Here is a 20,802-nt window from a genome sequence, read left to right as displayed (position 1 = left end):
CCCAAGCCGTGTCATCATCAAGGAGATACACATGTTCAAGTTCCTCGCCACCGTGGCCGTTGTGGCCCTCATCAGCATCCCGGCGCTCGCCGAAGACATCAAAGTCGGCGTGACGCCCGGCGAGCACGCGCAGATCATGGAAAAGGTCAAGGAAGTCGCGGCCAAGAAGGGCCTCAACATCGAGATCCTGGAATTCTCCGACTACGTCGTGCCGAACCAGGCGCTCGCCGATGGCGACCTCAACGCCAACTCCTTCCAGCACCAGCCCTATCTCGACAACCAGATCGCCGATCGCGGCTTTGATCTCGTCAGCGTCGGCAAGACCATCACCACGCCGATGGGTGTCTATTCCAAGAAGGTGAAAAACCTCGGCGAACTGGCCGACGGCGCGACCGTCGCCATTCCGAACGACCCGACCAATGGCGGCCGCGCGCTTCTCGTCCTCGCCAAGGAAGGCCTGATCAAGGTCAACCCGGATGTCGGCCTGAAGGCCGGCCCCGCCGACATCACCGAGAACCCGAAGAACATCCAGTTCGCCGAACTGGACGCCGCACAGCTTCCCCGCTCGCTCGACGACGTCGATGCGGCCGTCATCAACACGAACTACGCGCTGGAAGCCGGCCTGCATCCGAAGACCGACGCCATCGCGATCGAAGGCCAGGAATCGCCTTATGCCAACGTGATCGTCGTGCGCAGCGCCGACAAGGATGCGCCGTGGGCCAAGACGCTTGTCGAAGCCTACCATGACGACAGCATCAAGGCCTTCATCAACGAAGAGTTCAAGGGCGCCCTGATCCCGTCCTGGTAATCGGTCCTTAACGCCGATTCAGGCGTTCGAAACGATATACGCCCGACGCTGTTCCAGAGAACAGCGTCGGGCTTCAAATCGAAGCCATCAGGCCTTCACAACGCTCGCCGTGTAGATTTGGTCGATCGTATTGGCGAGGCTGGCGTCGAAGTCGCCGCCACTCATCGTCACGCGCAGATCCTCCGTCAGGGCGCGCGAGAAACTGGCGATCATGCCGTGGTTGTGGCTGAGTTTTTCGCAGGCATCAGCGCGGCTGTAGCCGCCCGACAGGGCCACGACGCGGATGACCGCCTTGTGAGCGATGAGCGGCTTGTAGAAATCCGCGACCGTCGGGATGGTGAGCTTGAGCATCACCTTCTGGCCCGCCGGAAGGGCGTCGAGTTCGCGCACAATTTCGTCGCGCAAAATGGCTTCCGCTTCCGCCTTGGTCGGGCTCTTGATCGAGACTTCCGGCTCGATGATCGGGATAAGACCGTGGCCAAGGATCTGCCGGCCCACCTCGAACTGCTGCTTTACCACGGCCGCGATGCCGGTCTTGTCGGCATCGCCGATCACCGAGCGCATCTTGGTGCCGAAAATGCCCTTTTTCGCCGCGCGCGCCAGCAGGACGTCGAGATCGGGCATCGGCTTCATCACCTGTACGCCATTCTCCTCGGCGGCAAGGCCCTTGTCGATCTTGAGGAAGGGCACGACGCCCCGGTCTTCCCATAGATAATTGGGAACCGGCTTGCCCTTCGCCTCGCCGTCCATGGTCTTCTCGAACAGGATGGCGCCGATCACCTTGTCGCCGGAAAAGGCGGATGCCGTCATGATGCGCACGCGCATCTCGTGCATCAGACGAAACATCGCCTCGTCGCCACTATAATCGGAATCGGCAATGCCGTAGAGCCGCAGGGCTCCCGGGGTGGAGCCTCCGCTCTGATCAAGGGCGGCGATGAAACCCTCCCCGCCGGTCATCTGCGCCATCATCTTTGCGTCGGTCATGCTTCCCTCCCGTTGCGGGCCGGCGGCAATGCACACGGCCTCGCTTGTTCCACGCAAATGTTCTGCCACCGATCACGCCGGTCGGCAACGGGCGGCTTTAGGCCCTTGCCCTGCCGTCAGGCGGGTCTGGTGCGCTGGTGGCGGCTGTAGGCCTTCGCATAGACGGAAGGCGTCTTGCCGACATAGCCGAAAAACGCACTTGAAAAGGCGGAGCTTGAGGAGAAGCCGACTTCGAAGGCGGTCTCGGTGATCGAGCGTCCCTCCTTGCGCAGGAGTTCCATTGCACGGTTCATGCGCATCTCGCGGATGAACTCCCGCCAGCTCTGGCCGAGCTCCGCCTGAAGGTGGCGCCGCAGGGTGCGTTCCGACATGCCGGCATGGTCGGCGACCTCCGGCAGGGTGACCCCCGGCCCGCGCCGGCTGGCGAAGTCGATCACCTTCTGGATCGAAGAGTTTTCGGCATAGGGCGTCCATAGGATGCGGTCGTGCCGGAACCATTTCGGCAGCATCTCGCCCAACGTCACGAAGAAGCAGCGCGCCTTCCTGTCCCGCTCCGCCGCCTCGGCGCTCCAACGCGAGGCATAGTCGGTCATGCTTCCGGCGAAATCGCTCACTGCGCCGACCCAGCAGCCATTGTGTTGCCAGGCCACTTCTCCTGCGCAGAATTTCGCAACAATACCCGCCGACGGGATCCGCGCCCGCAGGCGGAACGGGCGGGCGGGTGGAATATAGACCATGTGATCGGCCGGAATGACCCATTCGCCGGCATGGCCGAACAGCTCCAGCTCGCCGGCCGTGCAGCGCACGAGCTGGCCGCCGCCCTCGCCTTCGCTGGCAAAATCGAAGCGACCCGTGCCGAAGAGGCGCGCATGGCTGACCATCTCGGCGGTCACGTCGAAATACCGTTCTGCACCGATCTTGTCCGCCATCCTGCGCCTCCACATCCGATTGGCCGATTTCAGGAGAAAAATGGCCGATTATCGAATGCAGGACAAGTCCGATTTTGGCACTTTATCATCACAACATCGAAAAGCGGACAAAGCCGCAGCGATGTCCTGGGGAGGATCACCACGATGACACTGATCGACGCATGGGCGGCGGAGGATGCCGTGTTGTCGCTTGAAGGGCTGAGCAAGCGCTTTGGCGGCACGCAGGCGGTCAGCAATGTCGGGTTTGCCGTGCGAACCGGCGAGATCCTGGCATTGCTCGGCGAGAATGGTGCTGGCAAGTCGACGCTGATCAAGATGCTTGCCGGCGTCTACGGTGCCGATGCGGGCGAATTTCGCTTCCGGGGCACGCGCTTCGACCCGCGCGACGGCCATCCCGGCATCGCCTTCATCCACCAGGATCTCGGTCTCATCGAATGGATGACCGTGGCGGAGAACATGTGCCTAATGCACGGTCGCTACCCACGCCGGCTGGGCTTCATCGACTGGCGGGCCGCCCGGTGCCGCGCCGCCGACGCGTTGGCTCTGGTATCCGACGCGATCGATCCGGACGCCCGCGTGCAGGATCTGACGCGCACGGAAAAATCCCTCGTTGCGATTGCCCGGGCGCTGGCACGGGACGCGCAATTGCTCGTGCTCGACGAGCCGACGGCGAGCCTTCCCCAATCCGATGTGGAGATGCTGCACGCGGTGCTGATGCGGCTGCGTGGCCGCGGCGTGGCCATCATCTATGTCTCGCACCGGCTGGACGAGGTGTTTGCGATCGCAGACCGCGTCGTCGTGCTGCGTAACGGCTTTCGCGTCGCCAACGAACCGATCGGCCGGCTCGACGGCACCCGCCTGATCGAATTGATCATCGGCGGCAGGATGAAGGACGTGTTCGTCCGCCCGCCGGTGCCGGCCGACGCGCCGGTGGCCTTGACACTGGAAAACCTTGTCGCCGCCGATGTCGGACCGGTCTCCCTTACGCTCAGGCGCGGCGAAGTGCTTGGTCTTGTCGGCCTGCGCGGTGCCGGCCAGGATGCCGTCGGCCGGGCGCTGTTCGGCCGTTGTCCTATCTATTCGGGCCGCGCCGTCCTTGGCGACGGCCATGTGCTCACAAGCCGGCACCCGCGGGATGCCATCCGTGCCGGCATCGCCATGGTGGCGGGCGACCGCAATGCAGAATCCGTTGCCCGCGGTCTTTCAGTGCAGGAAAACCTCTTTCTCAATCCGGCGCTCACCGGGCGGCGGCTGTCCGACTTTGCCCATCCGGACACGGAGGCAAAGGCGACCACCGCGATCGGCCAGACCTTCGACATCCGGCCCAACGACCCCGCGGCCGCCATCGAGACGCTGTCGGGCGGCAACCAGCAGAAGGTCGTCATGGCGCGCTGGATGCAGATCGGCGCGGACGTGCTGATCCTCGAAGACCCGACCGCCGGTGTCGATGTCGGCTCAAAGGCCGATATCTATGCGCTGCTGGCCGAGGCGCTCGCCAAGGGCCTCGCCGTGCTGCTGATCTCGACGGATTTCGAGGAAGTCGCCGGCATCAGCCACCGGGCGCTGGTCTTCCGCGACGGGCGGGTCACCGCCGAACTTTCGGGCAGCGACCTCTCGGTCGAGAGCCTGCTCAACACCGCATCCCTGGAACCGCTGTCAAGGCAGGAGGAGGCCTGATGGAATCCCTACGTTCAAACGCGCTCGAGCCAACACGCTCGGAGCTTGCCGGCCTTGCCGGTACCGCCCGTCTCCTGCGGCTTCTGCCGGTCTACGGACTGCCGCTCCTGACGCTCGCCCTCATACTGTTCTTTTCGCTGATCCTGCCGGATACCTTTCCGACCCTGCTGAACTTGCGGGCCGTGCTCGGTGAAAAGGCGGTAATCGCCCTGCTCTCGCTCGCCGCGATGATCCCCATGATGACCGGCCGCATCGATCTTACCGTCGGCTACGGCATCGTCATCTGGCATGTGCTCGCCATCAGCCTGCAGACGGTCTACGGCCTGCACTGGTCGGTCGCCGTGCTGATCGTGCTTGCCGGCGGCTGCCTGCTCGGCCTCATCAACGGGCTGCTCGTCGAAGTGGCGCAGATCGACAGTTTCATCGCCACGCTCGGCACCGGCACGCTCATCTATGCCGCCGCCCTTTGGCATACCGAAGGGCGCCAGGTCATCGGCCTGCTGCCGCCTGCCTTCACCGCGCTCTACACGACCCAGCTTTTCGGCCTGCCGATCGCTGCCTTCTACGTACTGGCCATCGCGGTGACGCTGTGGCTCGTTTCCGACTACCTGCCGATCGGTCGCTATCTCTATGCCATCGGCGCCAATTCCCGCGCGGCGGAGCTGAACGGTATTCGCACCCGCCGTTTCGTCATCGGCGCCTTCGTCGCCTCCGGCCTCATCGGCGCCCTCGCCGGCGTCGTGCTTGCCGCAAAGCTGCGCATCGGCCAGGCAAGCGTCGGCCTCGAATTCCTGCTGCCCGCCCTCGTCGGCGCATTTTTGGGCTCGACCACCATCAAGCCCGGCCGCGTCAATGTCTGGGGCACGATCATCGGCGTCATCATTCTCGCCGTCGGCATATCGGGCATCCAGCAGATGGGCGGCGCCTTCTATGTCGAGCCGCTGTTCAACGGCGCGACGCTGCTCGTGGCGATCGGTATCGCCGGCTACGCCCAGCGCCGGCGCGGTTCCGTGCGCCACGCCCGCCGCCCCACCGCAAAATCCTGAAACCGTCTTCAAGGAGGAGAGAAGACATGAAGAGACTGCTTCAAACGACTGCACTGACGCTGCTGGTGGCCATTAGCGCCACGACAGCCCGCGCCGATGCCGTGGCCGACGCCAAGGCCTATATCGCCGAAATTACCAAGCCCAACCCCGCCTGGACAGGCCCGACGACGGGACCGGTCGCGCAGAAGGGCAAGTCGATCGTCTATGTGGCAGCCGATATGCGCAATGGCGGCGTGCTCGGCGTCTCCAAGGGCATCGAGGAAGCTGCAGCCGCCATCGGCTGGACCGTCCGGGTGATCGACGGGCAGGGCACCGTTTCCGGCCGCTCCGCCGCCCTACAACAGGCCATCGCGCTTTCGCCCGACGGTATCGTGCTCGGCTCCGTCGATGCCAACGAGCAGGCCGAGGCGATCAAGCAGGCGACCGGTGCCGGTATAAAGCTTGTCGGCTGGCACGCCACGGCAACCACCGGCCCCTCCGAAAAACATGCGATCGTCACCAACATCACCACCGACCCGCTGGAGATTTCCAGGGCGGCGGCCTCCTTCGTCGTCGCCGACAGCGACGGCAAGGCCAATGTCGTGATCTTCACCGACAGCGTCTACGACATCGCCATCGCCAAGTCCGACGCCATGGCGGCGGTCATCCGCGCCTGCACGACCTGCAAGCTGTTGACGATCGAGGATACGCCGCTCGCCGAAGCCTCGACGCGCATGCCGCCGCTCACCAATGCCCTGCTTCAGCGTTTTGGCGACGAGTGGACCTATTCATTGACGATCAACGACCTGCCCATCGACTTCATGGCCTCGGCACTCCAGTCCGCCGGCAAGGCGGCGGATGGCTTTCCGCGCAATGTCTCGGCTGGCGACGGCTCGGAGGCCGCCTTCCAGCGCATCCAGCAAAACTACTACCAGACCGGCACCGTGGCCGAACCGCTGTCGCTGCACGGCTGGCAGGCCGTCGATGAGTTGAACCGCGCCTTCGCCGGAGAGAAGGATTCCGGCTACGTCGTGCCGGTGCACCTCTTCCTGCCGCAAAACGTCAAGGAAGACGGCGGCGAGCGCTTCGCCTTCGACCCGAACAACGGCTACCGCGACGCCTACAAGAAGATCTGGGGCGTCAACTGAAGCTTTCCGGCGGGCGTTTCGGCTAGCCGCGCCCGCCTCCTTCCCCAATGGAGACCAAGATGAGCAAACCCTTTTGGCCGAACGACATCCGGCTGGTGATTTCCATTTCCATGCAGTTCGAGGCCGGTGGCGAGGCGCCCTATGGGCCGGGCGGCCCGTTCTCGGGTTTCATCGACATGGACCCTTCCTACCCCGACTTCCCGACGAAGAGCTGGTACCGCTACGGCTATGTCGAGGGCATCCAGCGCATGCTGGACCTCTGGGACAAACACGGCATCAAGGTGACGTCCCATATGGTCGGTTCCGCCGTGGACCGCAGTCCGGCCGTCGCTCGCGAGATCGTCGAACGCGGCCATGAAGCCGCCGCGCACGGGCGCGATTGGATCCTTCAGGTCGATCTGCAGGAACCGGACGAGCGAAAATTCATCCGCGACAATGTGGTTTCGATCAAGCGCGCCACCGGCGTCGCTCCCGTCGGCTACAATGGCGCGGCGATGCGCGGCACCGTCAACACGCTGAAAATACTGCAGGATGAAGGTTTTCGCTATCACATCGACGATGTCAGCCGCGATGAACCCTTCCTCATCCCGGTGCGCGGCAAGGATTTTGCCGTCGTGCCCTACTCCCTTACCCTCAACGACATCGTGCAGTTCGAGGGCTACAAATTCACCAACACGGAATATGAGCGTCAGCTAAAAGATGAATTCGACGTGCTCTACGAGGAGGCTGCGACCCGCCGGCGCATGATGTCGATCTCCACCCACGACCGGGTGCAGGGCCGGCCCTTCCGCGTCCGCTCGCTCGACCGTTTCCTCGACTATGCCCTGAAACACAAGGGTGTCGTGTGCCTGCGCAAGGACGCCATTGCCGACTTCACCTTGATCGAACCCTCGATTCTGCGCGATTCCAATCCGCACGACGAATGGGCAGAATGGGAGCGTCGTCACGGCGAACAGAAGATCCGGCCGATCGCCTGAAAGACGGACATCCGGGCGGCGGCACCGCCGCCCGACACAGGAGGCATATGTGACCGACATCACCATTATCGGCGGCGGCATCGTCGGCATCGCGACGGCCTATGAACTGCTGCGCCACTTTCCAGGATTATCGCTGGAAGTGCTTGAAAAGGAGGCAGAGCTTGCGCTGCACCAGACCGGCCGCAACAGCGGCGTCATCCATGCCGGCATCTACTATGCCCCGGGCAGCCTGAAGGCGGAATTCTGCCGCCGTGGGCTTGCCGCCACGCTGCGCTTTTCCGCCGAGCACAGCATCGCGCACGAGCAGCCGGGAAAATTGCTCGTCGCCACGTCCTCCGTCGAGATGGAGCGCCTTGCCGCCCTCGAAACGCGGGCGATTGCAAACGGCCTTGATGTCCGGCGCGTGAGTACAGCGGAACTGCGGGAGATCGAGCCCAACATCGAGGGGCTGGGCGCGCTGCTCAGTCCTACGACGGGCATTGCAGATTATGGTGGCATCGTGCGCCGCATGGCCGCGCTCGTTGGCGATCTCGGCGGCCAGGTGACCCGCGGGGCCGAGGTAAAACACATCGAGGAGCGGGCAAACGACGTGCGCCTCACCCTTGCCGACGGCAGCACCCGCACAACGCGCCATCTCGTCGTCTGCGCTGGCGTCATGGCGGACCGGCTCGCCGCCCTGTGCGGGCTTGGCGACGACTTTGCCATCGTGCCCTTCAAGGGCGAGTATTTCCGTCTGGCGCCGCGCCATGACCAGGTCGTTCGTCACCTCATCTATCCGGTGCCGGATCCCGCCCTGCCCTTCCTCGGCATCCACCTCACGCGCATGATCGGCAGCTACGTCACTGTCGGGCCGAACGCCGTGCTGTCGCTTTCGCGTGAAGGCTACGGCAAACTCGCCGTCGATTTCGGTGATCTCGGCGCCATGGTGCGCTTTCCCGGGTTTTGGCGCACATTGCGGGCGAACCTCTCCTCCGGCCTCACGGAGGCCGCGAATTCAGCCTTCCGCCGCCGTTACCTGAAGGCCTGCCAGCGTTACTGCCCCTCGCTCGAAATCGAGGATCTCCTGCCCCATCCACCAGGGATCCGCGCTCAGGCGGTGCTGCGCGACGGCACATTGGTGCATGATTTCCTGATCCGCAGCTCCGCGCGCACCATCCACATCTGCAACGCCCCATCACCCGCTGCGACATCGGCAATCCCGATTGCCGAGTACATTCGTAGCCTTGCCACGGAGACCTTCGGGCTCGGAAAGGCAGGGTGACGACTACGGGGCTGATCTTCCTACAAGATGAGGGCTGCGCGTTTTCGAGGCCGTGCCGGCCATAAATGCCCATACACAAAGCGCTGACTGTCATATTGGCCTGAGGATGTTAGGGTCCTGGCAACCCTATTTCCCTTGCCAGAATCGGGGAATCGGGTAACTGTCACGATATTTCGTATGAAACCGCGATAATATCGTGATTAGAGGCAGATCCCTAAATGAACGTGAAAATGGCCACTTCGGAAAAAGTGACGAGTTTCGCGGATACGATTCTCGAACAAGGCAGCAATATCTCCTCGAAGCTCGACCTGTTGAGGCAGGAGAAATTTCCGCCGAACGCGCAGAAGACCCTTCGCCAGTTCTCCCTTTCAGAGGTCGCCGAATTCGTAGGCGTATCACAAAGTTACCTCAAGAAGCTGCATCTGCAGGGCAAGGGCGTCGAGCCCAGCACCACGTCGACCGGCCGCAGGTACTATACCGCAAACCAGATGAACGAGTTGCGGACTTTGCTCGACCGCTCGCCCCATCGCAAGGGCACCGAAAAGCTTCAGGTTCTCGCCGTGGTCAACTTCAAAGGCGGCTCCGGGAAGACGACCACCGCTGCCCATCTCGCCCAATATCTTGCTCTGCGCGGCTATCGGGTATTGGCGGTCGATCTCGACCCGCAGGCATCGTTGACGGCGCTTTACGGCATACAGCCGGAACTCGACCAGAACGCCTCCTTCTACGAAGCCCTTCGATACGACGATCAGCGCAAGTCGATTGTCGACATCATACAGCCCACCAACTTCCCCAATCTGGACGTGGTGCCGGCGAATCTCGAGCTGCAGGAATATGAATACGACACGCCGATCGCCATGCAGCGCAAGGATTCCAACGCTGGCAAGCTGTTTTACACACGCATCGGCGACGCCCTGAGCGAGATCGATGACCGGTACGACGTCGTCGTCGTGGATTGCCCTCCCCAGCTTGGTTATCTCACGCTGACGGCCTTGACGGCCGCGACTTCCGTCCTCATCACGGTGCACCCGCAGATGCTGGACATCATGTCGATGTCGCAGTTTCTCCTGATGCTCGGCGACATCCTGAAGAGCGTCGAAGATGTCGGGGTGAATGTTTCGCTCGACTGGTTCCGCTACTTGATCACCCGTTTCGAGCCCACCGACATCCCGCAACAGCAGATGGTCGGGTTCATGCAATCAATGTTTGCCCAGCAGATGATGAAACATCACATGGTGAAATCGACCGCGGTTTCGGACGCAGGCCTCACGAAGCAGAGCCTCTATGAAGTCGAGAGAGCCCAGTTTACGGCAGCGACTTACGATCGCGCCCGCGAATCGATGGACGCGGTCAACGCAGAGGTCAGCGAACTGTTGAACAAGGCGTGGGGGCGGCGCAATGCATAATCGCTTGTCAGCCGTACAGACCCTGAGTTTTCACAATAATACCCGCGCGTTGAACGCGCTCAAGGAACTCTGAGATGGCTCGTAAGGACGTCTTTGCAAACATCACAGCCACACAAGAATCGAGCACGGAGCGGCGCGCCACCCCAGGCTATGCAACGCGCGGCGCCTCGCGCTCGATGATCAGTTCCTTGCATGAGCTTGCGGAAAAAGCCGCCCTCGCCGACCAGAGCCAGTCCGCGGACGCAATTGTCGAGCTGGACACGGCTTTGGTCGAAAACTCGTTCGTCTCCGATCGCCTTGGCGACGATGACGCTGCCTTTGCCGAACTGCTTGAAGCCATCAAGGAACGCGGCCAGGATACGCCTATCCTGGTACGCCCTCACCCGACGAGCGATGGCCAGTACCAAATCGTCTTTGGCCACCGTCGCGCCCGTGCAGCAAAAGCACTCGGAAGGCCTGTCCGCGCCATCGTTCGAGAGGTCTCGGACGGCGATCACGTCATCGCCCAAGGTCAGGAAAACTCCGCCCGGGAGAACCTCTCTTTTATCGAACGCGCGATTTTCGCGCACAAACTCCTATCCCTCGGACACGACAAGCCGACCATACAGGCAGCTCTGTCCGTGGACGCGCCGATGCTGACGCGCATGCTGTCCGTAAGCAGCCGGGTTCCAAAGGCGATTGTAGAGGCGATCGGAGCGGCAAAAGGTATTGGTCGCGACCGCTGGATCGACCTCGCCCAGCAGATCGAAAAACCATCTGCTGCGGCATTGGCTGAAGAGCTTGTTGCAAGCAAGACTTTCGCACCGCTGCAATCCGACGCTCGGTTTGAATTCGTCGCCAATGGAATCAAGAAGGCCGGCCGTCTGCCAAAGCGTCAAAAAGCCGGTGGCGAGTGGCAAGCCGCAGACGCCAGCGTGCGTGCGGAGTTCCAGGGCGCCGGAAAAAGTTATTCGATTGCGCTCAAGTCCCACGATGCCGGCCGCTTTGGCCGCTTCATCGCGGACAACCTCGAGCGCCTGCACACAGAGTTTCTGACGTCAACAAAAGCTGAAGAAAGGTAGATCGCAAAAGAAAAAGGCCCCCAAACGGTTACCCGTGGAAGCCTCTCTCCGAACTAGACACTCAGAGAATCGCATTTCCACGAATCCTAGTCAAGAGTCTTTGACGCCAATTTTGGTGAGCGGATTTCTTTTGCCTTTTGAAAGGTGAAAGACATGCAAAGTGGAAGTGTAACGACGCCCTTTGGGCGGCGGTCGATGACACTTGCCCTGGTGAAAAGCCAGTTCAATACGGCGGATATCACGCACGGTAAGTCCATCGACAAGTGGAAGGTTTATCGCGACACCTGTGAGGCGCGGTCGCTGCTCGGTCTCAAAGATCGCGCCCTTGCCGTGCTCCATGCGCTGCTGTCGTTTTATCCCGAAACCGACCTGCGGGATAAAGCCAATCTCATCGTGTTTCCATCCAACGCCCAACTCACGGCGCGTGCAAACGGCATTGCGGGAACGACCCTGCGCGAAAACCTCGCACTCCTCACGCAGGCCGGCCTTATCCACCGCAACGACAGCCCGAATGGCAAACGCTACGCACGAAAAGCAAGAGACGGGTCGATCGAGACCGCTTACGGGTTCAGCTTGGCTCCACTCCTTGCCCGATCTGGCGAATTGGCACAGCTGGCACAGCAGGTAGCCGAAGAGAACGGGCGCCTGAAGCTCATCAAGGAACGCATCACAATCACCCGCAGGGACATCCGAAAGCTGATATCGGCAGCGATCGAGGAAGCTGCGCCGGGCAATTGGGAGAAGGTCGAGGGCTACTATGTCACCGCGGTAGGCGGCCTGCGATCGGCAAAAACCCTAGAGGCACTCGCAGAATCCCTTGATGACCTGCTCCTCATTCGCAGCGAAGTCATCAACATGCTGGAAAATCAAATCATTCCGGCAAAATCCGTCACCAATGACAACGATATCCGTCAGCACAAACAGAATTCAAATACTGAATCTATCATTGAATCTGAACCGGGCTCTCGAAAAGAGCGGGATGACTCGGTAGGCGCAAATATCGAACGACGTCCGATTCAGGCTCCATCCTTCCCATTGGCAATGGTCTTGCGTGCCTGCCCCGAAATCGTCCTGTACGCACAAGGCGGCACAGTTACCGGGTGGCGTGATTTGATGACAGCGGCCGTCATTGCCCGCTCGGCCCTCGGGATAGGATCCTCCGTCTACCAGCAGGCCTGTGAGACCGTGGGGGGCGAGAATGCCGCGGTTCTGGTGGCCTGCATTCTGGAGCGCGCCGAGCGTATCAACTCGGCCGGCGCCTATCTGCGTGATTTGATCGAAAAAGCGCGACGCGGGGAGTTTTCAGTCGGGCCGATGTTGATGGCTCTTTTGCGATCGCAGAGTGATGGTGCTCGACAAGTGGGGTAAGAGATATTTGCAACCTACTAGGCTCTGCCAGCTGGGCAGTTGTCTTGCAGACTGACGCAGACGCGAAACCTACCCGTCTACAGATATAGGTCCCGCTTCTATCACGCCGGGTCCCTTATCGATGATGGCCTGCGGCAAGGAACTTGCCGTAAAAAACCTTCTCAAGGGTGACGGTGATTTGTCAGCCGTACAAATAGGCTTTTTTATCAATATTATCAGCTAGTTCAGCTGATATTCCCCTGCAAACATATGCGAAACCCCGAGCAGAGTTGCGGGTTTCGTTGTGAACCCACCTTGCTGATCGGGGCGTTGGGAGCATGCTTACCACAAGATTGGAGGAGTGATTGGTACCCCTTACCTACCAACTGCGGCTGAAGCCGTGAACCCCGTTGAAAGCCAACAACGGCTTAAAGTCTGGGTTGGATCAATCCTCTCCCCCGTGGAGAGCCGCAGACCGGACCATTCTTTAAATAGCGCCCGCAGTCGGTGAGGCTCCCACCCAATGCCCGGAAGCTGTGGAGCCTCTGCGCTGGGGTTCTGAACCTACGTCAACGTGAGCACCTCGCAGAATTCGGTTGCCCCCGGGGCGAAGTCGCTGAAGTTCGAAACACGGCATGCTCTCGAGCCGGCCGCCCAATTCCGCCTCCCTTCATTGGGACGAACAGCCGTAACATGCGATGTCTGCGGTCCCGCTTCATTCAGTAAGCTATAAGGCGGTTTTTGATTGGAACATTGCCACTTTCTATGCCCGACGATCCGAACGTGCTTCCTCCCTCGGTCGGTTCTTCGACGGTACTCACCCAGGAAGAACCGGTGACAATCTCATGATCGTCGGTTTCCAAATCACTGGAGACGCGGCTTTAGAATTCCTTTGAAAGGCGTTTTAGGCTGACGAGAATTGGGTGGCGCGCGAAAGCGCTGTCTGCAACCCGACCGGAGGGCTTGACCGAGCGAGTTGGCTAAGCAGAGTTTCCGGTTCGAGCGGTGGCAAAGTCGTCAATGAGACGAGCTATGCTGATTGAGATCGTCATCGTAGACGACGCTTGGCGATGGCTTCCTGAAGAGGCCGACTTGCCGTGGCCGCCGGGCTTAGGTTTTATCTGCCGGTGTCCAATGCCAGGTGTGGGGGCATTCGGATTGTTGCGCTGGACAGCAGACCAATGCCGAGTTGCGCTCGTCCATTGGCCATGGTTTTCTGGTTGATGCCGCGGCGCTCGGCTGTGTCAGGCTGTCTTGATTACGGTTTCGAGTTGCACGTACGACGGCCCTGATTGGCGCTGCATGCACCAAACTCTCAAGAGCGCATGAAGCCCAGGCGACGCGCATCATCCAGCAATGCCCTGACAGATGATGGCTGCCACTTCCGGCCGCCCCGTGGCGGTCGCTCGTGCATTTGATCCAGTTGGGCCGCAATGCGGCGCAGCGACAGATCCGGGTCTGCAATGGCGATCCTGGCAACGACCTGCATCAGGCGATGCTCCGGTGGCCGTCGCGGCGATCGGAGGAGCAATTCCGGTTCTACAAGGTTTTCCCGCACCATTCGGTGGATCGCTCGACGTAAGCGCTCGACGGTCCAGTCGTGTCCCCGCCGGTTGAGGATCAGGACGACATCGTCCCAGCTATGCTGGGGCCGCAATTGACGCACCGTCGGCAGCCACGTCTCTACTGACGCCATCAGGCCATCGAGATAGACCCGCTCACGCGCCAGGGAAACGGCACGGATCGCTTCCGGGCGTCTTTCCCGAAGTCCGGGATTGCCCGCAAGCTTGCCGCGCGCCTTGGCCGCCTTCATGCCGGACTTAGTTCGCTCGACAATCACGGCGCGCTCGAGTTGGACGACTGCGCTGAGCACCTGCAAGGAAACCATGCCTTGTGGCGTCGAGGTATCGATCGGATCGTGCAAGGAGCGGAAATGAACGCCGCGCTTTTCCAAGTTTTCGATGACTTCAAGCAAATGACTGACCGATCGCGCCAGCCGATCGAGACGTACGACAACGAGAACGTCGCCGAGGGCAAGGTCTTTAAGAAGCGTAGTCAGCACCGGTCTTGCGCTGGATGCGCCGGTTTCGTGCTCCCGCTGGATACGGTGGCAGCCAGCCGCCCGCAATTCGTCGACTTGCGTATCGTTGAACGGATCGTCCGCTGAAACACGCGCGTACCCGACCAACCGTTGTGTCGGGGGAGATGGATCGAGGTTTGCAGGTTTTGCCAAGACTTTCGTGTTTCCTAAATGGTTTGTACAAATATAAACATATCAGAAAACACTCCTTTGTAATCGTGTTTTATGGACGAAAGGGGAGGTCGCACAGCGCGAAATCGATACCCTCCAGACCGTGTGATCGTTATCGCTTCAAGATAATGCCTAGGGCCCGCAGTGGGCGAAATTCGATCGAACGGCCGTTTGGACGTAGATCGAATTTTGTCGTGTTGATTCAGGTTGAAGGGGAGCCCGGTATCCGGCTGCAGAACCACTCGCTTCGGCGTCCTCGTTGATCTGATCACGGAAGCTCAAGTGGTCCTTCTCGCTTGGCCACATGTCATGCGACTTTCCGTGAGGATGTGGTCGGCTTCTGGAGTCGAATGGCCAGCCCATCCAGGACGCGGGGCGTTATGTAGTGCGCTTCGGGGCCTTTAAGATCCTTCAGCTTAGGACGCCCGGGCCGGGCGATGAACGTCATGTTCAACGGCTGACTGCTCGACCAGGCGCTCGTCTTCGCCATAGCCGCTGTAAATCAATGTTTAGGAGCCGACAAACTCTCCATCTTGCAAAGCTGAGCGAAACAAAAGCCGAAGTCGAGAGCAGGTCCGGGTTGCATTCAATTCTCTTCGGTTCATCGATAAGGTGATGTGTTCGCACAGTACTCATGTTACGAGGCCTCCGAACAACACAATGAGATACCCCGATGCTTCCTTGGATTCAGCTGGATCGCACAACCATTCCTGGCGGTGGCGGCGAGCTGCGCTTGAAGCAGCGGGGTAGCGAATTTTCCATCATGCTTGGTGCGACGGAGCTGATGAACAGCAGGCTGAGCGGTTCGGAAGAGGCGCTGGCGACGCTTGGCTGCGAGCGGATTGCCGGTCGGAAAAACGCCAGCGTCTTGATCGGCGGCCTCGGAATGGGGTTCACGTTGCGGGCGGCTCTTGATGTCCTGGTCGACGACGCCCATGTCGTTGTCGCGGAGCTCGTTCCGGCGATCGTCGATTGGGCGCGCGGACCCATGGCCGATCTCCACAACGGCACACTCGATGATCCACGCGTCAAAGTTCATGTCGGTGATGTCGGCGCGTTGATCCGGTCGACGAAGGCTGCCTACGACGCCATCCTGCTTGATGTCGACAACGGACCCGATGGTCTGACGCGCGCCTCCAACGACAGCCTCTATAACCACAATGGCCTTCGTGCCGCCAAGGTTGCCCTGCGCGCAGGGGGTGTGCTGGGTGTTTGGTCATCCGCGCCGGATAGCGCTTTTACACGCCGGTTGCGTGACGTTGGCTTCGCTACCGACGAGGTGAACGTGCGCGCCAATGGCAAGCGCGGCGGTGCCCGCCACATCCTGTGGATGGCGACCAAACGCTAGCAGACGGAATCCGCACAGACGTTCCTGCCGTAGGAACTCCCCTATGCCGAGATGGGCTCCGCTGACGATGGTGTCAGCATTTTGCCTCCCCGATCCGCAACATGCCGATGACCTGATGCTCGATTTTCGTCTTGCGCTCGAAAGAGGCCTCGCAATTTCCGAACCGGGAAGTCCTCAGCAATTAGGGAAATCCCCAAAGTGGTCGCAGGTCCAACGTCCATGCGAAAGACTCCGGTTTGGTGCCCGGATGACAGGTCGACCGCGCAGTAGAATCGCCTCCGTAGTCTATCGCCCGGATCGAGCCAAAGAGACGGTGCCGCTACGAATGTGATTCACGCGAGCCGACGCTTCACCGATCCGATGAGCGACAGTGCGACCGGCACGAACAGCAGGGTCAGCGCGGTCGAGGATACCAGGCCGCCGATGACCGCATGGGCCATCGAGGCCCGCTCCTTGCCGCCTTCGCCCAAACCAAGGGCGAGCGGAACCATGCCGACGATCATCGCGAAGGTGGTCATGATGATCGGCCGCAGACGGATCGTGCCGGCATCGATCAGGCTCTGGCGCACCGAAACACCTTCCCGCTGCCGTTGATTGGCATGGTCCACCAGCAGGATGGCATTCTTCGTCACGAGGCCCATCAGCATGATGAAGCCGATCACCGAGAAGATGTTGATGGTCGAACCCGTCAGCAACAGGCCGAGGAGCACGCCGATCAGCGACAGAGGCAGGCTTGTCATGATGGCAAGCGGCTGGACGAAGGACCCGAACTGCGAGGCGAGGATGAGGTAGATGAAGACGACCGCGAGAACCAGTGCCTCCACCGCATAACCAAAGCTCTCCACCATGTCCTCGGTCTGGCCGCCGATGACGATGTAGTATCCCGGCGGCAGAGCGATGGCGTCGGTCGCCACCGTGATGTCGGTGACGACATCGCCCAGCGCACGCTGGGAGATGTTGGCGGACAGCCGCACCTCGCGGTCACCGTCGCGGCGGAAGACCGTCTGCGCCGCCTGTTCTTCGGTCACCTCGGCAATCTGCGACAGGGGTACGCTGCCCGCCACCCCGGCCTGCTCGATGGGGATCGGCAGATCCTTTAGATCCTCGATCGACCGGCGCCCCTCCTTGGGCAGGCGCACCACGACGAAACGCGAGCCGTCGCCGCTTTCCGCCCAACTGGCGACGCTTTCACCGGCGACCAGCGGGCGCAGGTTATGCACCAGCATGTCCGACTGGATGCCGAGGTCGGCTGCCGCATCCGGACGGAGGCGAACGGTGAAGGCCGGCCGCGTCTTGTCGGCGGAAGATTCGAGGTCGACGAGACCATTGATGTCGCGCAGCTTGGCACTTGCTTCGCGAGAAAGGCGGGCAAGCACGGACAGGTCGTCGCCGAGGATCGAAATCTGGATGGCCTTCGCCTCGGCGCCGCCACTTTCTTCGGGCTGCCCGACTTCGACCTTCACGCCGGCGATCACCGCAAGCGCTTCGCGCAGGCGCGGGGCGAGCGTGAGCGACGTCTCCGTCCGCTCGTCGGCGGGAACCATCGAAACGATGAGACGCGCCTTGTTGGTTTCTGCGCCGTCCCGGCTGTTGACTGTGGAGTAGACCGTCGACACCTCGGAGAAACCGCGCAGGATGCGCTCCGCCTGTCCGACCTTGACCGCGGTGTAGTCAGCCGACGCCCCTTCCGGCAGGGTCAGCGAGACGCTGACGATGCCTTGGTCCGTCGGCGGCACAAACTCCGCCCCGATCTTCGGGACGAGCAGGAGGCTACCGACAAAGGTCGCCACAACAAGCCCGGAAACGGCGAGGCGATGATCGAGGCACCAGCCGATCACGCGGCCGTATTCCTGAGCGATCCGTTCGAAACCGCGCTCGAAACCTTCGAGCAAGTTGCGAAGGCGGCCTTTTTTCTCAGAAGCCGGCGGATCGGACCAGACGCTCGACAACATCGGATCCAGCGTAAAAGAGACGAGAAGGGAAATCAGCACCGCGACCGAGACGGTAACGCCGAACTGGTAGAAGAAGCGGCCGAGCGCGCCCCCCATGAAGCCGACCGGCAGGAAGACGGCGACGATGGAGAGTGTCGTCGCCAGCACCGCAAGGCCGATCTCCGAGGTGCCGTCGAGGGCGGCCTGTTTCCTGTTCTTGCCCATCGCCGCATGGCGGCTGATGTTTTCACGCACGACGATGGCGTCGTCGATCAGGATGCCGATCGAGATCGACAGTGCGAGCATCGTCATCAGGTTGAGGCTGAAGCCAAGCAAGGCCATAGCCGCGAATGTGCCAACCACCGAGACAGGCAAAGTCAGCGCGGTAATGACCGTGGAGCGCCAGGAATTGAGGAAGAGCAGCACGATCACGATGGTGAGTGCGGCGCCCTCGATGATCGTGCGCTGCACGTCACCGATCTGCGCGGAAATGGTGCGCGCGCTATCCTGCGACACGGCGATGTCGAGACCGCGCAGGCCGGAATCGCTCTTGAGCTTGGCGACCTCGCGTTGGACGCCCTCCGACACTTCCACCGTATTGGCGCCGTCGATCTTGACGATATCGAGGGCGATCGTGCGCGCGCCGTTGAACCAGGCGCGGCCCTTCGGGTCGGCGCCGGTTTCCGCAATGCTGGCAAGCTCCGAAAGGCGGATGGCGCGGCCGGTCTCGTCGCGTGTCACCACGATGTCACCGAAGGCCTCGACGTTCTGGGGCACTACGCTCAGTGTCACGCTGTGGTCGTTCGTGTTCGAAATGATCGAGCCGATGGCATCGTCGCGCGTCGCCTTGCGAACCGCATCGATCACCCCGGTCACCGGAATCCCATAGGCAGCAAGTTTGGCGATATGCGGCTCGATGCGGATCTGCGCGGCGCTGCCGCCGACAACGCTGATCTGCCCGACCCCCGGCACCCGCCGGAGGCGAGGCACGATGATCCGTTCGGCAATGCCCGTCATGTCGGTGAGAGAGAGCGTCGGGGAGTTAACGGCCAGCGACAGGATCGGCGCATCTTGCGGATTGAATCGTGTGACGATCGGCTGGTCCGCGCCGTCTGGCAATGCGGATTGCAGGCGGGAGACACGTTCGCGCACGTCATCGGCGGCAGCGCGCGAGGGTGTTTCAAGCGTGAATTCTATGATGACGAGCGACGTGCCGGGCGACGAGTGGGAGGTCACGCGTTTCACGCCGGTGAGCGTGCCGACATTGTCCTCGATCGGCCGCGTCACCTGCTGCTCGATGGTCAGAGCAGAAGCCCCCTCGAAACTGGTGGAAACGACCACCATCGGCAGGTCGACCGCTGGAAGAAGATCGATGGGCAGGCGCATCCAGGAGACGAGACCGAGCACCATGATGCCGAGCATGACCATGGTCGCGAAGACGGGCTGGCCGATGGAGATGCGGGCAAGAAACATGTCCGGCCTCCGTCAGCGCTGCGCGATCGTCATAGGCGTATCGTTCTTGACGTCGGCAAGCGGAACGGTGACCACCATGTCCCCTTCCTTTAGGCCCTCGCGAATTTCAACGAGGCCATCGCGGCGCAGGGCCTTGCCCAGCGTGACCTGTTGGCGCTGCGCCTTGCCATCTGCGATCTTGAGTACGAAGGGCAGTTTGTCCGTGTAAAGTACCGCCGCGCTCGGCACCGCGAGCACATCGTCCATCCGGGCAAGCTGCAATTCGCCCTCCGTGAACATGCCGCCGCGAAGGGCAGCACCCGTCTTTTCGAGCCTCAGATAGATCAGCAGCGATCGCGAGCCATCGACGGTTGCCGGGCTGATCCGCGCGAGACGGGCAGAAAGGGTCTGGTCCGGCAGGCCTTCGATGCGAATTTGAGCGGTCTGGCCGGCGTGAAGTCGCGTGCCCTCGGCGGGGGGGAGTTTGGCGACCATATCCATTTCCGCGGTATCGACGATTTCCATGAGCTCGGTATTGGCGGAGATGGCCTGACCCGGATTGATTCGCCGGATGCTGATGACGCCGTCGAATGGCGCGGTCACGACGGCATCGTTGAGGAGGCGCTGTGTCTCCGCGGCCTCTGCCTGCAAGGCGCGCAGTTCGGCCTTCTGCACCATCATGTCGGTCTCGACCTCGATCACCCGCGCCTTGGTGATGCCGCCCGTCTGCGCCAAGCCGCGCGCGCGCTCCAGTTCAGTTTCGGCGCGGGTGAGGGCTGCGGCCTTGGCTTCCATGCGTGCGGCCCTGCTTTCAAGGGAAAGCTTTAGCGCCTCGTCATCGAACGACGCGACGATGTCGCCTTTGCGCACACTGTCGCCGACATCGACATGAACGTCTTTCAGAACACCGGAGAGCTTGGCGGTAAGTGTCACCCGGCGGGCGGGTTGCAGAAAGCCGTTGATCGGCAGGGTCTCGGCGTAAGCCTTGCGTTCAAGCCTGATGACCTCCGAGGCCGCAACCTCGACGACCTTCGCGGCAACAGGTTGTGCGGCATCCTCGGCCAGTCCCTGCCGATCGGCGAATGCCGTGACAAGGCCTGCAACGGCGAGCGAAAAGACGATCAGGGGCGTTTTGACGAAGCGATTCATGCCGCCTGCATGAACTGTAGTTGTGATGGAAAAACGGCAGAGTAGCCG

General features: G+C 61.5%; 15 protein-coding genes. 10 read left to right on the top strand and 5 right to left on the bottom strand.

The features are described from left to right. The first annotated feature begins 31 nt into the window (after nucleotides 1-31). Nucleotides 32-808: a MetQ/NlpA family ABC transporter substrate-binding protein gene (locus AC1RT2_RS15440; RefSeq protein WP_493103195.1), complete on the top strand. Its 777-nt coding sequence runs from the start codon at nucleotides 32-34 to the stop codon at nucleotides 806-808. Nucleotides 809-895: 87 nt separating this feature from the next. Here the strand turns inward: AC1RT2_RS15440 and AC1RT2_RS15435 are convergent, their stop codons facing one another. Beyond that, nucleotides 896-1,792, bottom strand: coding sequence for a fructose bisphosphate aldolase (locus AC1RT2_RS15435; protein ID WP_493103193.1), 897 nt, complete (start codon nucleotides 1,790-1,792; stop codon nucleotides 896-898). Nucleotides 1,793-1,908: 116 nt separating this feature from the next. Further along, nucleotides 1,909-2,721: a helix-turn-helix domain-containing protein gene (locus AC1RT2_RS15430; protein WP_493103191.1), complete on the bottom strand. Its 813-nt coding sequence runs from the start codon at nucleotides 2,719-2,721 to the stop codon at nucleotides 1,909-1,911. A gap of 144 nt (nucleotides 2,722-2,865) precedes the next feature. On the opposite strand from AC1RT2_RS15430, the gene AC1RT2_RS15425 reads away from it, so the two are divergent. The 8 genes from AC1RT2_RS15425 to repC all read left to right on the top strand — a co-directional run bounded on the left by AC1RT2_RS15425 (nucleotide 2,866) and on the right by repC (nucleotide 12,644). Beyond that, on the top strand, nucleotides 2,866-4,398 hold the full coding sequence (locus AC1RT2_RS15425; RefSeq protein WP_493103189.1) for a sugar ABC transporter ATP-binding protein: 1,533 nt from the start codon (nucleotides 2,866-2,868) through the stop codon (nucleotides 4,396-4,398). Next, a complete protein-coding gene (locus AC1RT2_RS15420) occupies nucleotides 4,398-5,444 on the top strand; it encodes an ABC transporter permease (protein WP_493103187.1) in 1,047 nt (348 codons plus the stop codon). Before AC1RT2_RS15425 ends, AC1RT2_RS15420 begins: the two co-directional genes overlap by 1 nt. 26 nt (nucleotides 5,445-5,470) lie before the next feature. Next, nucleotides 5,471-6,571 (top strand): substrate-binding domain-containing protein, encoded by a 1,101-nt coding sequence (locus AC1RT2_RS15415; RefSeq protein ID WP_493103185.1) that lies wholly within the window; start codon nucleotides 5,471-5,473, stop codon nucleotides 6,569-6,571. Nucleotides 6,572-6,630: 59 nt separating this feature from the next. Continuing rightward, the gene (locus AC1RT2_RS15410) at nucleotides 6,631-7,548 is read left to right on the top strand and encodes a polysaccharide deacetylase family protein (protein WP_493103181.1); all 918 of its coding nucleotides are present in this window, start codon (nucleotides 6,631-6,633) and stop codon (nucleotides 7,546-7,548) included. Nucleotides 7,549-7,597: 49 nt separating this feature from the next. Continuing rightward, nucleotides 7,598-8,809 (top strand): L-2-hydroxyglutarate oxidase, encoded by a 1,212-nt coding sequence (lhgO, locus tag AC1RT2_RS15405; RefSeq protein ID WP_493103179.1) that lies wholly within the window; start codon nucleotides 7,598-7,600, stop codon nucleotides 8,807-8,809. Nucleotides 8,810-9,027: 218 nt separating this feature from the next. Next, nucleotides 9,028-10,215: a plasmid partitioning protein RepA gene (gene repA / locus AC1RT2_RS15400; protein WP_493103177.1), complete on the top strand. Its 1,188-nt coding sequence runs from the start codon at nucleotides 9,028-9,030 to the stop codon at nucleotides 10,213-10,215. Between the two features lie 74 nt (nucleotides 10,216-10,289). Beyond that, nucleotides 10,290-11,276 (top strand): plasmid partitioning protein RepB, encoded by a 987-nt coding sequence (gene repB, locus AC1RT2_RS15395; protein ID WP_493103175.1) that lies wholly within the window; start codon nucleotides 10,290-10,292, stop codon nucleotides 11,274-11,276. A gap of 153 nt (nucleotides 11,277-11,429) precedes the next feature. Beyond that, nucleotides 11,430-12,644, top strand: coding sequence for a plasmid replication protein RepC (repC, locus tag AC1RT2_RS15390; protein WP_493103173.1), 1,215 nt, complete (start codon nucleotides 11,430-11,432; stop codon nucleotides 12,642-12,644). A 1,294-nt stretch (nucleotides 12,645-13,938) separates the two neighbouring features. On the opposite strand, the gene AC1RT2_RS15385 is transcribed toward repC, so the two are convergent. Next, nucleotides 13,939-14,856, bottom strand: coding sequence for a recombinase family protein (locus tag AC1RT2_RS15385; protein ID WP_493103171.1), 918 nt, complete (start codon nucleotides 14,854-14,856; stop codon nucleotides 13,939-13,941). A 691-nt stretch (nucleotides 14,857-15,547) separates the two neighbouring features. Here AC1RT2_RS15385 and AC1RT2_RS15380 point away from each other — a divergent pair. Continuing rightward, nucleotides 15,548-16,222, top strand: a complete 675-nt coding sequence (locus AC1RT2_RS15380) for a spermidine synthase (protein ID WP_493103169.1) — start codon at nucleotides 15,548-15,550, stop codon at nucleotides 16,220-16,222. 332 nt (nucleotides 16,223-16,554) lie between these two features. Here the strand turns inward: AC1RT2_RS15380 and AC1RT2_RS15375 are convergent, their stop codons facing one another. Further along, on the bottom strand, nucleotides 16,555-19,626 hold the full coding sequence (locus tag AC1RT2_RS15375; RefSeq protein WP_493103167.1) for an efflux RND transporter permease subunit: 3,072 nt from the start codon (nucleotides 19,624-19,626) through the stop codon (nucleotides 16,555-16,557). A 12-nt stretch (nucleotides 19,627-19,638) separates the two neighbouring features. Further along, nucleotides 19,639-20,754, bottom strand: a complete 1,116-nt coding sequence (locus AC1RT2_RS15370; RefSeq protein WP_493103165.1) for an efflux RND transporter periplasmic adaptor subunit — start codon at nucleotides 20,752-20,754, stop codon at nucleotides 19,639-19,641. Nucleotides 20,755-20,802 lie beyond the last annotated feature (48 nt).

This window comes from Shinella sp. GW821-FHT11G07 (assembly GCF_058808115.1).
This window is presented reverse-complemented; position numbering and strand designations above follow the sequence as displayed.